10 protein-coding genes are annotated in these 16,409 nt (G+C 72.7%); 7 read left to right on the top strand and 3 right to left on the bottom strand.

The window, feature by feature from the left end:
• Positions 1-286 precede the first annotated feature (286 nt).
• Positions 287-2,005 (top strand): phosphatidylglycerol lysyltransferase domain-containing protein, encoded by a 1,719-nt coding sequence (locus ACSMTC_RS19525; protein WP_436560980.1) that lies wholly within the window; start codon positions 287-289, stop codon positions 2,003-2,005.
• Between the two features lie 348 nt (positions 2,006-2,353).
• Positions 2,354-3,154 (top strand): hypothetical protein, encoded by an 801-nt coding sequence (locus ACSMTC_RS19530; protein ID WP_436560981.1) that lies wholly within the window; start codon positions 2,354-2,356, stop codon positions 3,152-3,154.
• 137 nt (positions 3,155-3,291) lie between these two features.
• Here ACSMTC_RS19530 and ACSMTC_RS19535 read toward each other — a convergent pair whose 3' ends face one another.
• Positions 3,292-6,084, bottom strand: coding sequence for an ATP-binding SpoIIE family protein phosphatase (locus ACSMTC_RS19535; protein WP_436560982.1), 2,793 nt, complete (start codon positions 6,082-6,084; stop codon positions 3,292-3,294).
• A gap of 405 nt (positions 6,085-6,489) precedes the next feature.
• On the opposite strand from ACSMTC_RS19535, the gene ACSMTC_RS19540 reads away from it, so the two are divergent.
• The 5 genes from ACSMTC_RS19540 to ACSMTC_RS19560 all read left to right on the top strand — a co-directional run bounded on the left by ACSMTC_RS19540 (position 6,490) and on the right by ACSMTC_RS19560 (position 12,447).
• Positions 6,490-7,695, top strand: a complete 1,206-nt coding sequence (locus ACSMTC_RS19540) for a rhodanese-like domain-containing protein (RefSeq protein ID WP_436560983.1) — start codon at positions 6,490-6,492, stop codon at positions 7,693-7,695.
• A 128-nt stretch (positions 7,696-7,823) separates the two neighbouring features.
• Complete coding sequence (locus tag ACSMTC_RS19545) at positions 7,824-8,465, top strand: DUF5819 family protein (RefSeq protein WP_436560984.1); 642 nt, start codon at positions 7,824-7,826, stop codon at positions 8,463-8,465.
• Between the two features lie 104 nt (positions 8,466-8,569).
• Entirely contained in the window at positions 8,570-9,634 is a 1,065-nt protein-coding gene (locus ACSMTC_RS19550; RefSeq protein ID WP_436564740.1) for an HTTM domain-containing protein, read from the top strand.
• A 9-nt stretch (positions 9,635-9,643) separates the two neighbouring features.
• Positions 9,644-11,758, top strand: a complete 2,115-nt coding sequence (locus ACSMTC_RS19555) for an FUSC family protein (protein WP_436560985.1) — start codon at positions 9,644-9,646, stop codon at positions 11,756-11,758.
• On the top strand, positions 11,755-12,447 hold the full coding sequence (locus tag ACSMTC_RS19560) for a TrmH family RNA methyltransferase (protein ID WP_436560986.1): 693 nt from the start codon (positions 11,755-11,757) through the stop codon (positions 12,445-12,447). Before ACSMTC_RS19555 ends, ACSMTC_RS19560 begins: the two co-directional genes overlap by 4 nt.
• A 60-nt stretch (positions 12,448-12,507) precedes the next feature.
• Here the strand turns inward: ACSMTC_RS19560 and ACSMTC_RS19565 are convergent, their stop codons facing one another.
• Both ACSMTC_RS19565 and ACSMTC_RS19570 read right to left on the bottom strand, forming a co-directional pair.
• On the bottom strand, positions 12,508-13,509 hold the full coding sequence (locus tag ACSMTC_RS19565; RefSeq protein ID WP_436560987.1) for a hypothetical protein: 1,002 nt from the start codon (positions 13,507-13,509) through the stop codon (positions 12,508-12,510).
• A gap of 185 nt (positions 13,510-13,694) precedes the next feature.
• The gene (locus ACSMTC_RS19570) at positions 13,695-15,863 is read right to left on the bottom strand and encodes a S53 family peptidase (RefSeq protein ID WP_436560988.1); all 2,169 of its coding nucleotides are present in this window, start codon (positions 15,861-15,863) and stop codon (positions 13,695-13,697) included.
• Positions 15,864-16,409: the final 546 nt, after the last annotated feature.

The raw sequence follows: 16,409 nt of genomic DNA on the forward strand, positions 1-16,409 counted from the left end.
TCACCCCCGCCGATCGGCGGGGGTCTGAATCGGCTACCTGGTTCACGTCATTCTCATCTTCGGTGAGCAACCATGGATTGCGGCGCCCCCTCCCGGAACGGGCCGATCAGAACGCGGCCGTACCGGCCCGGCTCGGTGCCGTGGGCGCGGTGCGGATGCGCCCCCACAACTGATCGTTTGGAATTGAGCCGTGTCCTCCACTGTGAAGCCGGAGCCGTCCGCCGTTTCCGCCGCGCGCTCCGGCGCTCCGGCGAGCCCGCCGGCCCGCTGGCGGCCGAGGGCCGCCATGGCGACTGTCTGGTACCTGAGGCTGATCGCCCTGGTGAACCTGCTGGCGGTGCTGGCGGTGCCGTTCCGCAACCAGGTGGAGTCGCACAACGAGGGTGAGTTCTTCACCCCCTATCTGGCGACCGCCGGTCTGACCTCGGCGGTGCTGTCGCTGTTCCTGGCGGTGGCGATGCGGCGGCGCAAGCGGGCCGCCTGGATCTTCAACACCGTCGTGGGCGGGCTGACCTTCGTGGTCTTCGTGCTGCTGATGACCGTGTCCAGCCACGGGGAGGACTACGTCCGGCACCCCTTCAACTGGTTCTCCATGGTCATCACCGGGCTGTTCCTGCTGGCGCTGCTGGTCAGCCGGAAGGAGTTCACCTCCAAGGGCGACCGTTCCAACCCGAAGACCGGGCTGGCGGCGGTGCTCGGCGGCCTGGTGCTGGGCGGTGCGGTCGGCTCGGTGCTGGTCCAGGCGACCAACACCATCACGGGTGCCACCTTCTGGGACCGCTTCGGCTACTCGATCGCCCGGATGGTCACCATCGAGCCGTCCGCCCATGTGGTCCATGTGATCAACGTCCCGACCTGGGTGAACGCCTTCATCAACGCGATGAGTGCGGTGCTCTTCCTGCTGGTGGTGTACCTGGCCTTCCGCAGCCCGCGCGGGCAGGAGCTGCTGACCGCCGAGGACGAGCAGAAGCTGCGGGTGCTGCTGGACAAGCAGGGCGCGCGGGACTCGCTGGGGTACTTCGCGCTGCGCCGCGACAAGGCGGTGATCTTCTCGCCGAGCGGCAAGGCCGCGGTGACGTACCGGGTGGTCGGCGGTGTGTCGCTGGCCTCCGGCGACCCGATCGGCGACCCGGAGGCCTGGCCGGGAGCGATCGACGCCTGGCTGACCGAGGCCAGGGACCACGCCTGGGCGCCGGCCGTGATGGGCGCCTCGGAGGAGGCCGGGGTGATCTACGCCCGGCACGGTCTGGACGCGCTGGAGCTGGGTGACGAGGCGATCGTCGAGCTGGACGAGTTCTCGCTGGACGGCCGGGCGATGCGGGTGGTCCGGCAGGCGTACAACCGGGTGAAGCGGGCCGGGTACACCGTGCGGATCCGCCGGCACGAGGACATCCCCGAGAGCGAGATGGCCGATCTGGTCGACAAGGCGGACCGCTGGCGGGACGGCGCCACCGAGCGCGGCTTCTCGATGGCGCTCGGCCGCCTCGGCGACCCGGGCGACGGCCGCTGCGTGATGCTGGAGTGCCACAACGCGGACGGTGAGCTGAGCGCGCTGCTGAGCTTTGTGCCGTGGGGTGAGAAGGGCCTTTCGCTGGACCTGATGCGCCGGGACCGGGACAGCGAGAACGGCCTGGTGGAATTCATGGTGATCGAGCTCCTGCAGCGGGCGAAGGAGGTCGGGATCGAACGGGTCTCGCTGAACTTCGCGATGTTCCGGTCCGTCTTCGAGCGCGGCTCGAAGCTGGGCGCCGGTCCGGTGCTCCGGCTCTGGCGTTCGGTCCTCGGCTTCTTCTCCCGCTGGTGGCAGATCGAGTCCCTCTACCGGGCGAACGCGAAGTACCGCCCCATCTGGGAGCCGCGCTATCTGCTGTTCGAGAAGAGCAGTGAGATCCCCCGGATCGGTATCGCCAGCGCCCGCGCGGAAGGCTTCATCACCGTGCCGAGCCTCCCCGCCCTGTTCCGTCGCCGGCATGCCGGGGCCGCCGCTTCGGCGGACGGCTCCTAGGTGCCGGTGGCGGAGCGGAGCGGGAAGGGGTGATCCCTCCGCCGGGGGGCGGAGGGGGCCCATTCCGGTCGTCGCCGGCCGCACCGGGCCGGCCCGGTCGAATACCCGGCTGACCGGGGCCGGACAGCCGGAATCCGGATATCGCTGCCGAATACCTCGTCGAGGTGGGGGGATACCGGCCGAGCGGCGGTATCCGGTCGATTTTCCTCCCTCTTCAGGATGACCCTGGATTCCCCTTCTGAGTTGAGACGTTCCTTTTAGCCGCTGCCTACTGTTGGGGTTAGTGCAGCCCGGAAACACCGGCGCACCGTCGGGTTTTGTTTTCGGGTGGCAACAGGGAGCGCGGCCGTGGAGCAGTCGACCGGTCAGCAGGCGGCGGACGGGCGGTCCCCGGGCGGGCGGGCCGGCGTGCCGGAGTACATCGGACGGGCCGCGGTCGCCGAGTGGGGCGGGCTGTACACCGCCGTGCGGGAGGCGGTGTCGGCCAGGCGCCTCGCGGCCGTTCCGCTGGCCTGCACGGCGACGGCGCTGGTGCTGCTCTTCGGCATCGTCCAGAACCTGCCCGGCGGTGGGCACCTCGTCACCCGTGTCGGTGTGGTCAGGGCCTCCCTCCCGCTGGACGTCTCGCTGCTGCGCACCCCGCTCTCGCTCTACGTGCCCGCGCTGGACCTGCCGGTCTGGGGCGCGCTGGCGCAGGTCTTCGTGGCGTTCGGCATCGCCGAGATCGTGCTCGGCCGCCGGATGACCCTGGCCGTGGCGTACACCTGCACGCTCGCGGGCACGCTGCTCGCCCGGATCGGGGTGGCACTGGGCCCCGGAAGCCCCTTCGGCCTCGACGCCGTGAACGCCCATGTCCGGGACACCGGGCCGTCCGCCGCCGTGGTGGGGCTCGCGGTCTGCGTCGCGTTCCGCTGCCGGGCCTGGTGGACGGGCGGCGCGGTGGCGGCGGCGATGGTCGAGGAGGCCGTCCTGATGCCCAATCTGGCGGGGTTCGAGCATGTGGTGGCGCTGGTGGCGGCGGTGCTGATCGCGCTGGCGGCGGAGGTGTTCGGGGACTTCTGGCCGCGTGTGCTCGGTGGAGTCGGCGCGGCGGCCTCGATCGCCGCCGAGGGCGCCCGCCGCCCCGCGACGGGAGCCCTCACGCCCTGAGCCATCCATCTCACGGGGGCTCAGCTCGCGGCCGGTCAGGGCACGGTCGGTCGCGTGCGGCGGAAGACACCCGTGCCGTACCGGACCCGGCGGGGCGGGTCACGACCCGTCAGGCCGGCCCCCGCCCCCGCGGGCCCTCAGCGGCGGGGAAGGGCGAGCTCGAACCAGACGACCTTGCCGACGGCCTTGCGGGCCGTTCCCCAGCGTTCGGAGAGCTTGCTGACCAGGTGGAGACCGCGGCCGCACTCGTCCATGGACTCGGCGGGCTCCAGCGAGGGCAGGTTGTGGTTGTCGTCGCTGACCTCGACGAGGAGCTTGTCGACCCGGATCAGCTGGAGCTGGATGCGGTCCCTGGCCACCCGGACCGCGTTGGTGACCAGCTCGCTGACCAGCAGTTCGGCTGTGTCGGCGAGCGCCAGCAGCTTCCAGGAGGCCAGCTGCTCGCGGACCAGGGCGCGGGCGCGGCGCACCTCGGCCTCGCCCGCCGACAGCTCCCAGGTGGCCACCTCGCTCGGGTCGACCCCGTCGAACCGGGCCACCAGCAGGGCGATGTCGTCCTGCCGGTCCTCCGAGTGCAGCCGGTCCAGGACGACGTCGCAGGCCTCCTCGGGGGTCTGCTTGGGGTCGATCAGGTTGCCGCAGAGGGCGGCGAGCCCCGCTCCTATGTCCCCGCCCCGGACCTCGACCAGGCCGTCGGTGCAGAGCACCAGCATCGAGCCGTCGCTGACGTCGATCTTCTTGGCCACGAACGGCACCCCGCCGACGCCGATCGGCGCGCCCTCCGGGATCTCCAGCAGTTCGCCCCGGCCGTCCGGGTGGACCAGCACCGGCGGGACGTGGCCCGCGCTGGCCAGCTCGCAGGTGCGGTTGATCGGGTCGTAGACCGCGTACAGGCAGGTGGCCAGGTGGTCGTCGCCGAGCTTCTGGGCGAGGTTGTCCAGGTGGCGCAGCAGCTGACCGGGCGGCAGGTCGAGCGCGGCCAGGGTCTGCATGGCGGTGCGGAAGCGGCCCATCGCGGCGGCCGAGTGCAGGCCGTGGCCCATCACGTCGCCGACCACCAGGGCGACCCGGCTGCCGGGCAGCTGGATGGCGTCGAACCAGTCGCCGCCGACCTCGGCCCGCCGGTCCCCGGGCATGTAGCGGTGGGCGATCTGCACGCCGGGGATCTTCGGCGGGCGGGTGGGGATCATCGAGCGCTGCAGGGTGGTGGCGACCCTGGCCTCGGCCCGGTGCAGCCGGGCGTTGTCCAGCGAGAGGGCGGCCCGGGCGGCGAGCTCGCGCAGCGTCGCCGCGTCGCTCTTGTCGAAGGCGGCCCGGTCGGGCAGCCGCAGCAGCTTCAGGATGCCCAGCACGGTGCCCCGGGCGGAGAGCGGAAGCACCAGCATCGAGCGGCCGACCACCACCGGGACCAGGTCGGGCCCGCCGAGCGAGGCGGCGTAGTCCACCGCGACGTCCGGGTTGATCACCGGGACCAGGACCGGCTGGTTCTCCTGCAGGGCGAGGCCGGGCGGGGTGGAGCGGGGCATGGCCAGCAGCGAGCCCTCGTCCAGGACGTGTTCCCAGCGGCCCGGGGTGGCGTTGAAGGAGCGGGCCACCCGGCGCAGCATGGTCCGGTCGTCCGGCCGGTTCTCGGGCAGTTCGGAGTCGGAGATCAGCCCGTCCAGCAGGTCCACGCAGGCGAAGTCGGCGACCCGGGGCACCAGGACCTGGCAGAGCTCGCGGGCGGTGGTGTCCAGGTCGAGGGTGGTGCCGACGCTGCTGCCGACATCGCTCAGCAGGGCCAGCTGCTCGCCGGCCTGGCTGCTGGTCAGCACCTCGACGGAGGAGGGGGCGACCGGTTCGGCGGGGAGGTCGGCGTCGCGCACGGGGGTGCGGCCGTTGGCGGCGGACTCGATGGCTGATCCTCCCGGGATCGGGCCGGACGGGCCGGGGGACGCGCCGTGCGGCCGGTTGACCCGGGGACCGTCCGTATCGGTGGATGCGGCGGTGTTCTGGTTGCCGTTCACGGCCCCGACCGAGGCGGTGGCCTCACGGGGGCCGGGTACGGCGCTGTCGAGCGTACGCGAGCCGTCGGCGCCGTCGGTGGGCAGCAGCTGCAGGCCGATCGCGACCGGGCCGGTGCCCGGGCGGCCCGCCTCCGGCGGGCGCCGGGTGGCCCTGGGCTGGACCGCCCGCTGCTGCGCGGTCGGGTAGCGGCGGCCGAGCCCGGCGGCGATGTGGGCCACCCCGGCGCCGATCGGCTCGTAGGGGAGGACCGGGAGCCTGGTGGTGGCGTCCACCCAGAGCGCGGGCGGTCCGGCGGCGGCCAGCTGGGCGAGCATACGGTTGCGGCGTTCGGGTGAGCCGCCGGGCAGCAGGGCGGCCAGCGCGTCGGCTCCGGGCTCCCCCGCCGGGGCCAGGGCGGCGGAGATCCGGTGGAAGCCGCCCGGCGCGCCCTGGGCGGCCGCGTACGGGAGCAGCCGGGTGCCGAGCGCGATCCGGGGGCCGCCGGCGCGCAGCGGGCGGGCGTCGGCGGCCAGGGCGAGCAGGCTGTGGCCGCCCGGTTCGGTCAGCGGGTAGGCCCACCAGAGGATGTCGCGGGGGCGGTTCTCGCGGTCCGTCACGGTCATCGACCCGGCCCAGGCGGTCCGGTCCGGCCGGGTGAGGTCGTCCAGGGTGTCGAAGGCGTCGCAGCGCCGGGCGGTGCCGGGCGGGCGGGGCGCGGCGGTCTCGGCGCGCGGTTCGACGGCGGGGAGCAGGCCGGAGGCCGTGCGGCCGCAGGCCACCTCGGCACGGTGCCCGAAGAGTTCCTCGGCGGCCCGGTTCCACTGGGCGATCCGGCCGTCCGGGCCGATCAGCACGGAGGCGAGGCGGAGTAGGGCGACCACCCCGGGGTGCTGGTCACCCGGGGGGCCGGCCGGGCTCGGTGTGGAGTTGGGCTCGTCCACCATGGATTCGGTCTGCTCCCGCCTGGCCGTCGCGCGGAGGGCGGCCGTTGTGAGCTCCTGTGTGCGTCTGTCGCGGCGGTGCGTGTGCTGCTCGTGCCGGTGCTGTTCGTACGTGCTGCTCGTGCCGGTGCTGCTCGTTCCGGAGCCGGTCGTACCGGTGCGCCCGGGGCTGCTCGGCTACCCGTCGGCTCTGTGTCGGTGCGGCCGGTCGCGTGCCTTACAGCGAAGCACGGAGAGCGCCGCCGCTGATAGCTAATCGGGGAGATTCGTCAGTATCAGTTGTGTGTCCTGTGGTGTGCGCCGGGCCCGTACCTCTGGTTCATCCGATCGGAGGAGCCGTTTCGGGTGTCGGCTCCCGGGTAGGGTGGCAGGCCGTACGGCCGCGGTGGACGGCCGTGGCGGATTGCCGTGACGGATGAAGGCGAGCAGGTGAGCGCGGAGAGCCCCGTCCAGTGGACCGATCCCGAGCTGCAACGGCTGGAGGAGCTGGTGGCCGCCACCGAGCTCGCCTGGCTGACGCTGGAGGTCGACGTCGAGACCCTGCGGGTCGAGATCGACAACTTCGCGCTGATCCATCATCAGCTGCTCGGTCCGCTGTACGCCCGGCTGGACGAACTGGACGCGCTGGTCGCCGAGACCATCGCGGCACGGAGCGGCAGCCCGGAGGACATCCGGCGGGCCGCCGAGGCCCGTGACCGGGTCGACTCGCTGCCCGACCTGGACGCGCTGCTCGCCGATCTGCCGCCCGAGGTGGCCGAGCCGGAGCCGCCGCGCCGGGTCCGCCCCGGCCGGGAGGCGCAGCGGATCTACCGTGACCTGGCCCGGCGCGCCCATCCCGACCTGAGCACCGACCCGGCCGAGCAGCAGCGCCGGTCGGCCTTCATCGCCCGGGTCAACGAGGCTTACGCGCTCGGTGACACCGGGGCGCTGGAGGCACTGGCCGAGGAGTGGTCCACCGCTCCCGAGGCCGCACCGGCGCCGGACGCCCCGGACCGGTCGGCGTGGCTGGCGCAGCGGCTGGACTGGCTGAAGACGAAGATCGGGCAGCTGGCGGCCGAGCAGGTCAGGCTGGAGCGCAGTGCGATGGGCGAGCTGCTGCGGCTGGCACCGCAGGACCCGGACGGGCTGCTGACGGAGCTCGCCGAGCAGCTGCTGGCCAAGGCCGCTGAGCGGCAGGCCGAACTGGACCGGCTGCTCGCCCCCGGCCCGGACGGTGCCGTACCCGGCCGGGCGGTGCCGGACAATGGTGGAGACCGCCGAGACCCCCAGGAGAACCCGACGATGTTCGCCCAGATCCCCACCACGGACGCCGCCTCGGTGCCCGCCGACGCACTGCTGCTCGACGTACGCGAGCAGGACGAGTGGGACGCCGGCCATGTGGACGGCGCACTGCACATCCCGATCGGCCAGGTGATCGCCAGGATCGGCGAGCTGCCCGAGCCGGACCGGCGGCTGTACGTGCTCTGCCGGGTCGGCGGGCGTTCCGCGCAGGTGGTGCAGTACCTGGTGGCCCAGGGCCGGGACGCGGTCAACGTCGACGGCGGGATGTACGCCTGGGAGGCGGCGGGGCGTTTGATGGTGGGCGCGGACGGCCGGGAGCCGTTCGTCCTCTGACCCCTGGGGGCCTCGCGCCCCTGGGACGGTGCGACGTGCCGACGGTGGGCCGGGGCCCCCGTCGGGTGGGCTGGGCGCGCACGCCGCCGATCAGGCGGGGTCCGGCGCCCCGAGGGGGGCGGGCGTGCATGGCTGAGGCGGGACGGACCTGGTCGCTACCGGCGCTGGCGGTGCTCAGCGCGGCGGCGGCGCTGCTGCTCGGGGGCAGTGGAGTGTTCCTGGGGGCGCTCTTCCTGCAGTCCGCTCCGCCCAATGCCCTGTCACAGCGGTACCAGGGGCAGCTGAACGGCATCGTGTACCCGGAGTTCGAGCAGAACTGGAAGCTGTTCGCGCCGAACCCGCTGCAGCAGAACATCAGCGTGGACGCCCGGGTGCAGACCATCTCCGCCGACGACCGGATACACACCCGGGACTGGGTCGGTCTGACCGCGCGGGACATCGCGGCGATACGGCACAACCCGGCCCCCGGCCACGTGGACCAGAACCTGCTGCGCCGGGCCTGGGACTTCTACGACTCCACCCACTCCGCCGAGGACGGCAGCGCGGTCGACGAGCGCGGCACCATGGCGCAGGAGTACCTCAAGCGGGTCGCGTTGCGGCGTTTCGGGCGGAGTGCCGGGGGCGAGCGGATCCTGCAGATCCAGTTCCGGGTGGGTACGGCGACCATCGCACCGCCCGCCTGGAGCCGGGAGCAGGTCCCCACCGGGACGAAGTACCGGGAGCTGGCCTGGTGGCCGGTGGGCGAGGACGACTACCGGGGCCTGCTGTGACGGAGGTTCAGCGGGACTGCCCGCAGTCGCCCTCCGGCCTCCCCGGGCAGCTCGCGGCACCGCCCGCCGCACCCCCGCCGAGCCGTTTCACACGGGCCTTCGAGATGTTCACCGGCCGCGCCGTGGGCCCGTACCAGGCGGCGGTGGTGCGGATCGGCTTCGGTCTGGCGTGGACGGGCTTCCTGCTGCGCGAGTGGCCCGAGCGGCGGGTGCTGTACGGCGACCGGTCGCCCTGGTCGGACGAGCTGGCGGCCCGGCTGCTGGCCCAGAACCACGCCTTCACGGTGCTCTCCTGGTACCACGGCCGGCTCTGGTTCGAGCTGGTCTACCACCTGGCGATCGTCTCCGCGGTGCTGTTCACACTGGGCTGGCGGACCAGGGTGAGCGGTGTGCTCTTCCTGGTCACCGTGGTGTCGCTGCAGAACCGCGACGTCTTCGTCGGCGACGGCGGCGACAACGTGGTGCATCTGATGGCCGTGTACCTGGCGTTCACCCGCTGCGCCCGGGTCTGGTCGCTGGACGCCCGCCGGGCGAGGGACGGCGGTGCGGTCTGGCTCTGGGCACTGCTGGGCCTCGTACTGCTGCTGGGACCGGCGGGGCTGACCGGGTCCGCGGGAGCGGCCGGACCGGTCCGCCTGCTCTGGGTGCCGTGGGCGGTCGCCGGGCTCTGGTGGCTCGTCAACCGCCGCCGGCCCGGCAGCGAGTGGCGGGATGTGCTGGACGCGCTGGCGAACATGGTGCACAACTGCGCCATGCTGGTGATCGCCGGACAGGTGGTGCTGATCTACGCCACCGCCGGCTGGTACAAGGTGCAGGGCTCGCGCTGGCAGGACGGCACCGCGCTGCACTACCCACTGCACCTGGACTACTTCACGCCCTGGCCCTGGCTCTCCGGGGTGCTCGACGCCGGCCTGCTGCCGGTCTTCCTGCTCAGCTACGGCACGGTGATCGTGCAGGTCGCCTTCCCGTTCACGCTGGCCAACCGGCGGGTGAAGAACGTGCTGCTGGCGCTGATGATGGTGGAGCACGCGGGGATCGCGGTCGTGCTGGGGCTGCCGTTCTTCTCGTTGGCGATGATCGCGGCGGACGCGGTCTTCCTGCCGACCCCGGTGCTGCTGAGGGTGGGTCGGCGAGCGGGCGCGCTTCGACGTCCGAGGCGGGAACCCTAGACTGCGGGTATGTCCTGGTCTGCGGCGCTCCGTGACACCGCGCGTTCCGGGCTGTCCCTGGACCGCTCGCTCGGCAGCCCCAGGCGTGCGGTCCGCGGTGCGCTCGGCGCCGCCCTGGTGATCTTCCCGGCGCTGGCGGTCGGCGGGCCCGCGCTCGCCACCTCCGCCGCCATGGGCGCCTTCACCGCCGGTACCGCCACCTTCCAGCGCAGCTTCCGTCCGCGCGTCTCGATGGCCGTCGCGGCCGGGATCGGACTGGGCGTCAGCACCTTCCTCGGCTACCTGGCCGTCGGTGTGCCCGGTGCCTTCCCGGTGCTGCTCGCCATCTGGGCCTTCGCGGCCGGGATGGCCTGGTCGGTCGGGCCGAGCGGCGGAGTGGTGGCCGCCACCACGGTCTCGGTGATGCTGGTCGTGGTCCAACTGCCCGTCAGTGTGCCCACCGCCCTGGGGCACGGGCTGCTCTGTGCGCTCGGCGGTGCCTCGCAGGCCCTGGTGGTCACCGTCTGGCCGATGGAGAGCTGGCGCGCCCAGCGCGACGCGCTCGCCGACACCTACGCCTCGCTCGCCGACTACGCCCGCCGGCTGCGCCAGGACCCGTTCGCCCACGTCGATCCGGAGCCGTTCGTCCTCGCCCGCCAGGCCGCCACCCTGACGCCGTGGCAGGCCAGGCACCGTCCGCCCGAACTGCACGGGCTGCGCGGTATCGCCGAACGGATCCGCCCCACCCTGGCCGCCCTCGCCGATCCCAGGGTGGGCGCCCCCGCCGAGGGTCCCGGGCGCGACCGGGCCCGGGAGGTGCTCGCCGCCGCGGCCGAGTCCATGGACGCCCTGGCCCGTGCGATCCGCACCGGCGAACCGGTGCGCTCGCCCAAGTCCACCCCGACCCTCACCCTGGCCGGTTCGGACCCCGAGGGGCCCAGGCTCACCGGCGCCGCCCGCCGTTCGGCCCGCCGGCTCGCCTCGCTGCTGCGCACCGCCGTCGACACCCTCGACAAGCACGACCAGGACACCATCTCCAGCCCCGTGATCGGCCCCGGCCTGCGCCGGCCGCCGATCTTCCGGCTGCTGCCGGTCGCGCTGCAGGCCGTCCGGCGCCAGCTCAGGCCGCACTCGGCCGTCTTCCAGCACGCGGTACGGCTCTCCGGTGTGGTGACCGCCTCCTACGTGGCGGCGCGGCTGCTCGGTCTGGAACACGGCTACTGGGCGCCGCTCACCGCGGCGATGGTGATGCGGCCCGACTTCGCCCAGACCTACAGCCGGGGCGTCGCCCGGCTGGCCGGCACGGTGGTCGGGGTGGTGGTCTCCACCGCCGTGGTCCAGCTGCTGCACCCCGGACCGTGGCTGTCCGCCGTGCTCGCCGTCGTGTTCATGGGCGGCGCGTACCTCACCCTGCGCACCGGGTACGCGGTGATGACCGCCTGCGTCTCCAGCTACGTCGTCTTCCTGCTCGGGCTGCAGCCGGGCGATCCCGTGGTCACCGCGCTGGACCGGGTCGCCCTCACCCTGCTCGGCGGGATGGCCGCCCTGGTCGCGTACGCGCTCTTCCCCACCTGGCAGACCGCCCGGCTCGCCGAGCGCCTCGCCGAGTGGCTGGCGGCCGCCGGGCGGTACACGGCGGCCGTGCTGATCGTCTACGGGGATCCGGAACAGGGCGGCCGCCGGGTCAGGACCACGCTGCTGGACTACCGGGAGGCACGCTCGGAGCTGCTGCAGGCGATGGAGTGGGCGGACGCCGAGCCGGTCTCGCACGCCGCCAAGCTGCCGGATCTCACGCGCAAGCAGCTGGACAAGGCGCGGGCCGCGATCGGACTGCTCGGCCGGGCCACCATCCTGATGGAGGCCCACCTGCCCGGCCGGGACGCGGGTCCGCTGCCCGGCGCGGCCGAGTTCGGCCAGGAGCTGCGCCGGGCCACCTCCGCCGCGGCGGCCGCCCTGCTGACCGGTGAGCGGGTGGACTTCGGCGGGCTGCGCGCGGCGCACGAGCGCTGGGACCGCCGGCTGGCCGAGCTGCCGAGGGAGGACCGCACCGAGGTGGCCAGGGCGGGCGGCCGGCTGGTGATGGCCGCGATCGCGGACCTCGACCGGGCGGTCCGTCCCCGGCGACCCGTACCCTCGGGGACGTGAGTAGCGGCAGCAGCAGCATCGGTGTGCCCCACGAGGGCGAGCAGTACGACGACGCCTTCGTCCCCGAGGACCGGGAGGTCGGCCTCGGGCCGCACCCCCGGCCGTGGCCGGCCGGGCCGGAGTACGACCCCGAGCTGCTCGCGCACGGTGACCGGCGGAACGTCGTGGACCGGTACCGCTACTGGACCCGCGAGGCGATCGTCGCCGATCTGGACACCCGGCGGCACGGCTTCCACGTCGCGGTGGAGAACTGGCAGCACGACTTCAACATCGGGTCGGTGGTGCGCACGGCCAACGCCTTCCTGGCGGACGAGGTGCACATCGTCGGCCGGCGGCGGTGGAACCGGCGCGGCGCCATGGTGACCGACCGCTACCAGCACGTGCGGCACCACGACAGCGTCGCCACCCTGGCGGCCTTCGCCGCCGAGCGGGGCCTGCCGGTCATCGGGATCGACAACCTGCCGGGCGCGGTGCCGCTGGAGACGTACGAACTCCCCGAGCGTTGCGTGCTGCTGTTCGGCCAGGAGGGGCCCGGCCTCACCGAGGAGGCCTGGGAGCACTCGACGGCGGTGTGCTCGATCGCCCAGTTCGGGTCGACCCGGTCGATCAACGCGGGGGCGGCCGCGGCCATCGCCATGCACGCCTGGGTACGGGCGCACGCGGGCGGCCAGGCCGCCGAGGGCTCCTGACCGGCTCCCGGAGGTCCGCCGCTCAGCGGGGCGTGGGCCGGTCCGGCGGCGGTCGCCGGGTTACTCCCACTCCCAGCGGATGCCGAGCTGGCCCGGCTCCTGGTCGGGGGCGAGGACGTGGACGCTGGCCGAGGCGCCGATCCACAGCTGACGGCGCGAGCGGTCCGACTCCGCGCCCGGGGCGCGGTCGAAGCGTTCGCAGTGCGCCGGTATCGCGGTCGGGTCGAAGTGCACCTGGAGCACGTACTCGCGCACCGGGACCGCGAACCGCCGGGCGTAGCTGGTGGTCGGGCTGCCGGGCGGGATCTCGACCTCGTACTCGATGACCGTGCTGTCGCCGAGGCCGAGCGGACGGTCCAGGATCAGCTCCGCGACCAGCAGGCCGCTCTCGGGACGGCGGCGGACCCGGCCGAGCCGGGCGTGCCGGACCGAGGTGATCTCCGGGCAGCCGGTGGCCCCCTCGTCGGCCTTGTGCACCACCAGGCAGCGGGACACCCCGCTGACCGCGGCCCGGACCACCTGGCGCAGCCGCAGCAGGTGGCAGCGCCGGCTCCCGTCGACGTAGTAGGCGTCATGGATGCTCAGCCGCTCCAGCTCGCCGAGCGGCGGGGCGTCCAGCTCCGCGAAGACGTCGGCGATCTCGTCCTGGCCGGGCCAGATGTCCTCGACCCGCAGGCTGTTGGCGGCGGCGGGGGCGATCCAGCGGCCGCGCGGGCGCGGCGGGCCGAGCAGGGTGGACAGCGCGGTGTGCGGCAGGCCGAGCAGCTCCTCCAGGAGGTGGACGGCGCGCAGCGAGGTGGCGCGTTCGGGCTGGCTGCGCCCGCGGCGCCAGTAACTGAGCGTCGTGACACTGATCCTGACGCCCTGCTGGCCGAGGGCGGTACGGATCCGGTCGAGGCTGAGACCGCTGCCCTCGATGGCGGCGTGCAGTGCCTCGGCGAAGTTGGCCGACGGCACCGGCCAGGCCATGCCCAGCTGTTGGACCGGGACGTAGGCCAGCCCGTCCAGGCGGTTGCCCACCAGTCTGAGCCGTGCTGCGTGCTGCGGTTGCTGTGAGGCCATCCGGACACCTTCCCCACCCGGCAAGTTCGGTGGGAACCCCAGGCGTCGAGAGACTACGGCATGCACTCGCACACATGACAGTGGTCACACAAAAGAATCCTGATGTTTTCGCATAATGAAACATCCCGGAAACACGACCGCCGGTACGGGGGGCACCCGTACCGGCGGCCGGTGGTGAATAACGGTCAGGAAATGTTCAGCGCGGTGTCGTCGATGACGAAGCTGGTCTGCAGCGAGGCGTCCTCGGCGCCGGTGAACTTCAGGGTCACCGTCTGGCCGGCGAAGGCCGACAGGTCGAAGGTCTTCTGGACGTAGCCGGAGGCCGCGTCGACGTTGGAGTAGGTGGCCAGCGTGGTCGAGTTGGCCTGGACGGTCAGCTTGTCGTACGCGGTGCTGCCGGTCTCGGCGGTGTCGACGTGCAGCCAGAAGCTGAAGGAGGCCTTGCAGCCCGCCGGGATGCTCACGGTCTGCGAGAGGGTGTCGGTGTGGGTGGAGCCGTAGCCGTCCAGCCAGGCCTTGTACGAGCCGGAGTGGGCGGCCTCACCGGAGTTGGTGGTGATCACGCCGCTGGAGGCGGTCCAGCCCGTGTTGCCGCTCTCGAAGCCCGGGTTGGCGAGCAGCTGGCCGGCGGTGCAGCCACCGGAGGGCGGCGGGGTGGTGCCGGAGCCGCTGCCGAGCAGGGCGTTGGTCAGCTGGTCGGCCACCGGGGTGCCCCAGCCGGTGACCTGGTCGTAGCCGGTCTTGGCGGAGAAGTCCTGGTTGGCGCCGGTGGTGACGTCGTGGAAGGCCGAGCCGTAGCCGCTGCTGTTGGCGACCGAGTAGAGCTTCGGGTTGGCCTCGCCGAGCACGGCCTGGCCGGCGGCCTTCGCCTTCTGGTTGAACAGCGCCGCGTAGCCGGACCACAGCGGGGCCGCGGCGGAGGTGCCGCCGTAGACCTGCCAGCCGGGCGAGCTGGTGCCCTGGGTGTAGATGGCGAAGCCGCTGTTCGGGTCGGCGTTGGAGGCGACGTCGGGCACGGTGCGCTTGCCGCCGCTGATGCCGGTGCCGGTCTGCCAGCTCGGCTGGGCGAACTGGGTGGAGGTGCCGCCGCCGGCGGTGCTCCAGGCGCTCTCGGAGGTGTAGCCGTTGCCGCTGGTCACCTTGAGGTTGGTGCCGCCGACACCGGTGTTGTGCGGGCTGGAGGCCGGGAAGTCGACGGCCTTGACCGAGGAGCCGCTGGTGGAGCGGGTGCAGTCGCGCGAGCCGTCGTCACCGGTGGCGGAGAAGATGCTGATGCCCTGGGCGGCGGCCTGCTTGAAGGAGCTGTCCACCGCGGTCATCGAGGAGGCCGTGGTGTCCGGCTCGCAGGAGCCCCAGGAGATGGAGATGACCGAGACCTTGTTCTCCGACACGATCTGGGCGGCCATGTCGAGCTCGCCCTGGTCGGTGTTGGGGGCCTCGTAGATCAGCTGCTGGGCCTTGGGGGCGACACCGCGGACGATCTCGGAGTCCAGCTCGACCTCGCCCTGGCCCTGGCCCGGCGAGCTGTCGTAGCCGGCGCCGTCCACCGAGACGGTCTGCACGGCCGGGCCGGTGAGGCCGAACTGGCTGTCGTAGGTCTTCAGGTTGGTCGAGGAGTAGCCGTCGAACTCCCAGAGCGCCACCGTGGTGCCGGTGCCGTCGGTGCCCACCTTGTTGAGGTTGTAGGCGCCGTTGTACTGGGCCGGGCCGAAGCCGCTCGGGGTGGCGTGCGAGGTCGCGTTCTGCGGCTTCGCGATCCGGGTGTTGCGCACGGTCTTGTTGTTCAGACCGGAGACGCCCTGGACCACGCCGGCCAGCGAGGCCGGGATGGAGGCGGCGTCGTCGTTGGCGAAGAACGCCTTGTTCTCCAGCTTGTCGACGTAGCGGCTCTCGTGGGTGCCGAAGGCCTTGGCGATCTGCGCGTTGGTGCCGGTGGCGTTGACCACCTGGCGGTTGGCGCTGACCGAGGTGACCTTCAGGCCCTGGCCCTCCAGGTAGGAGCGGACCTGGGCGACGTCGGCCTGGGTCGGGCCGAACCGCGCGGTGAACTGGGCCGGGGTCAGGTACTTGCCGAACTGCGGCGACTTCGGGTTGCTCAGCGCCGCCAGGAGGGAGTCCAGCTCAGAGGTGTTGCGCAGCTTCAGGCTGACGGCAACGGATATCTGCTGGGCGGCGGGAACGTCGCCCGACTTCTGCGAGTGCGCCACCGCGGGGGTCACGGTGTTGGGCAGCGCCACACGGGCGGCCGAGGCATTGGCCTGCGGCGCGGCGTAGGCGGCCGTGGCGCCCAGGGAGGCCAGGGTCAGGGGCAGAACGGCCAGTGCCGAGGCAAGGGCGAGCGAGCGGGGTCGCACGGGCTCCTCCGGAAAGTGGGGGGTTGTTCCGGTACAGAAAAAACGTTGGGTCAGAACTTCCCAGAAAACTCTCAGGGTTGGGCCCATGACTGAGTAATTGGTTGCTAAAAAACAGTCAAGTGTGGAACTTCAATTCATCCACAGAATGGCAAGATCTTCATACAGTGAATAAACGTGCGAAGTGCGGGAGTTGGGCGGCGTGCTCGGCCGGGCTCTCGCTGCCGGCGCTCGTCGACGGGTGAATCGTCCTCGCTCGATTCGCTCAGCACCCGCTGTCTCGGGGCGACTTCCGGCGCCCGGTCCGACGGCTTCGCCCGGGTACGGGATCCGGCTCTCCTCGGTCGTTACGGGAGGTCGCCGCGCCGCTGACGAGGCCGGGCGCGGGCGGGGGCGGCGACGCCGACCGCCCTGGCCGCCGAGGGGCGGTAATGTGCCGAACTGGACTTCAAGAAACGGGAGTTGGGAAATCTCGCTACCCGCGCCGAATCACCGCGGACGCCCCCGAGAAGGCGGCCGAGGTGGATTCGGCGCGAACGGCGGACCGCC

The sequence above is a fragment of the Kitasatospora sp. HPM-01-4 genome (assembly GCF_051374625.1).
GTDB lineage: Bacteria > Actinomycetota > Actinomycetes > Streptomycetales > Streptomycetaceae > Kitasatospora.

Bases quoted from the DNA above. Each gene is read 5' to 3' on its own strand.
- ACSMTC_RS19525 (WP_436560980.1), top strand. From the start codon at position 287: ATGGCGACTGTCTGGTACCTGAGGCTGATCGCCCTGGTGAACCTGCTG.
- ACSMTC_RS19535 (WP_436560982.1), bottom strand. From the start codon at position 6,084: ATGGTGGACGAGCCCAACTCCACACCGAGCCCGGCCGGCCCCCCGGGT.
- ACSMTC_RS19545 (WP_436560984.1), top strand. From the start codon at position 7,824: ATGGCTGAGGCGGGACGGACCTGGTCGCTACCGGCGCTGGCGGTGCTC.
- ACSMTC_RS19550 (WP_436564740.1), top strand. From the start codon at position 8,570: ATGTTCACCGGCCGCGCCGTGGGCCCGTACCAGGCGGCGGTGGTGCGG.
- ACSMTC_RS19555 (WP_436560985.1), top strand. From the start codon at position 9,644: ATGTCCTGGTCTGCGGCGCTCCGTGACACCGCGCGTTCCGGGCTGTCC.
- ACSMTC_RS19565 (WP_436560987.1), bottom strand. From the start codon at position 13,509: ATGGCCTCACAGCAACCGCAGCACGCAGCACGGCTCAGACTGGTGGGC.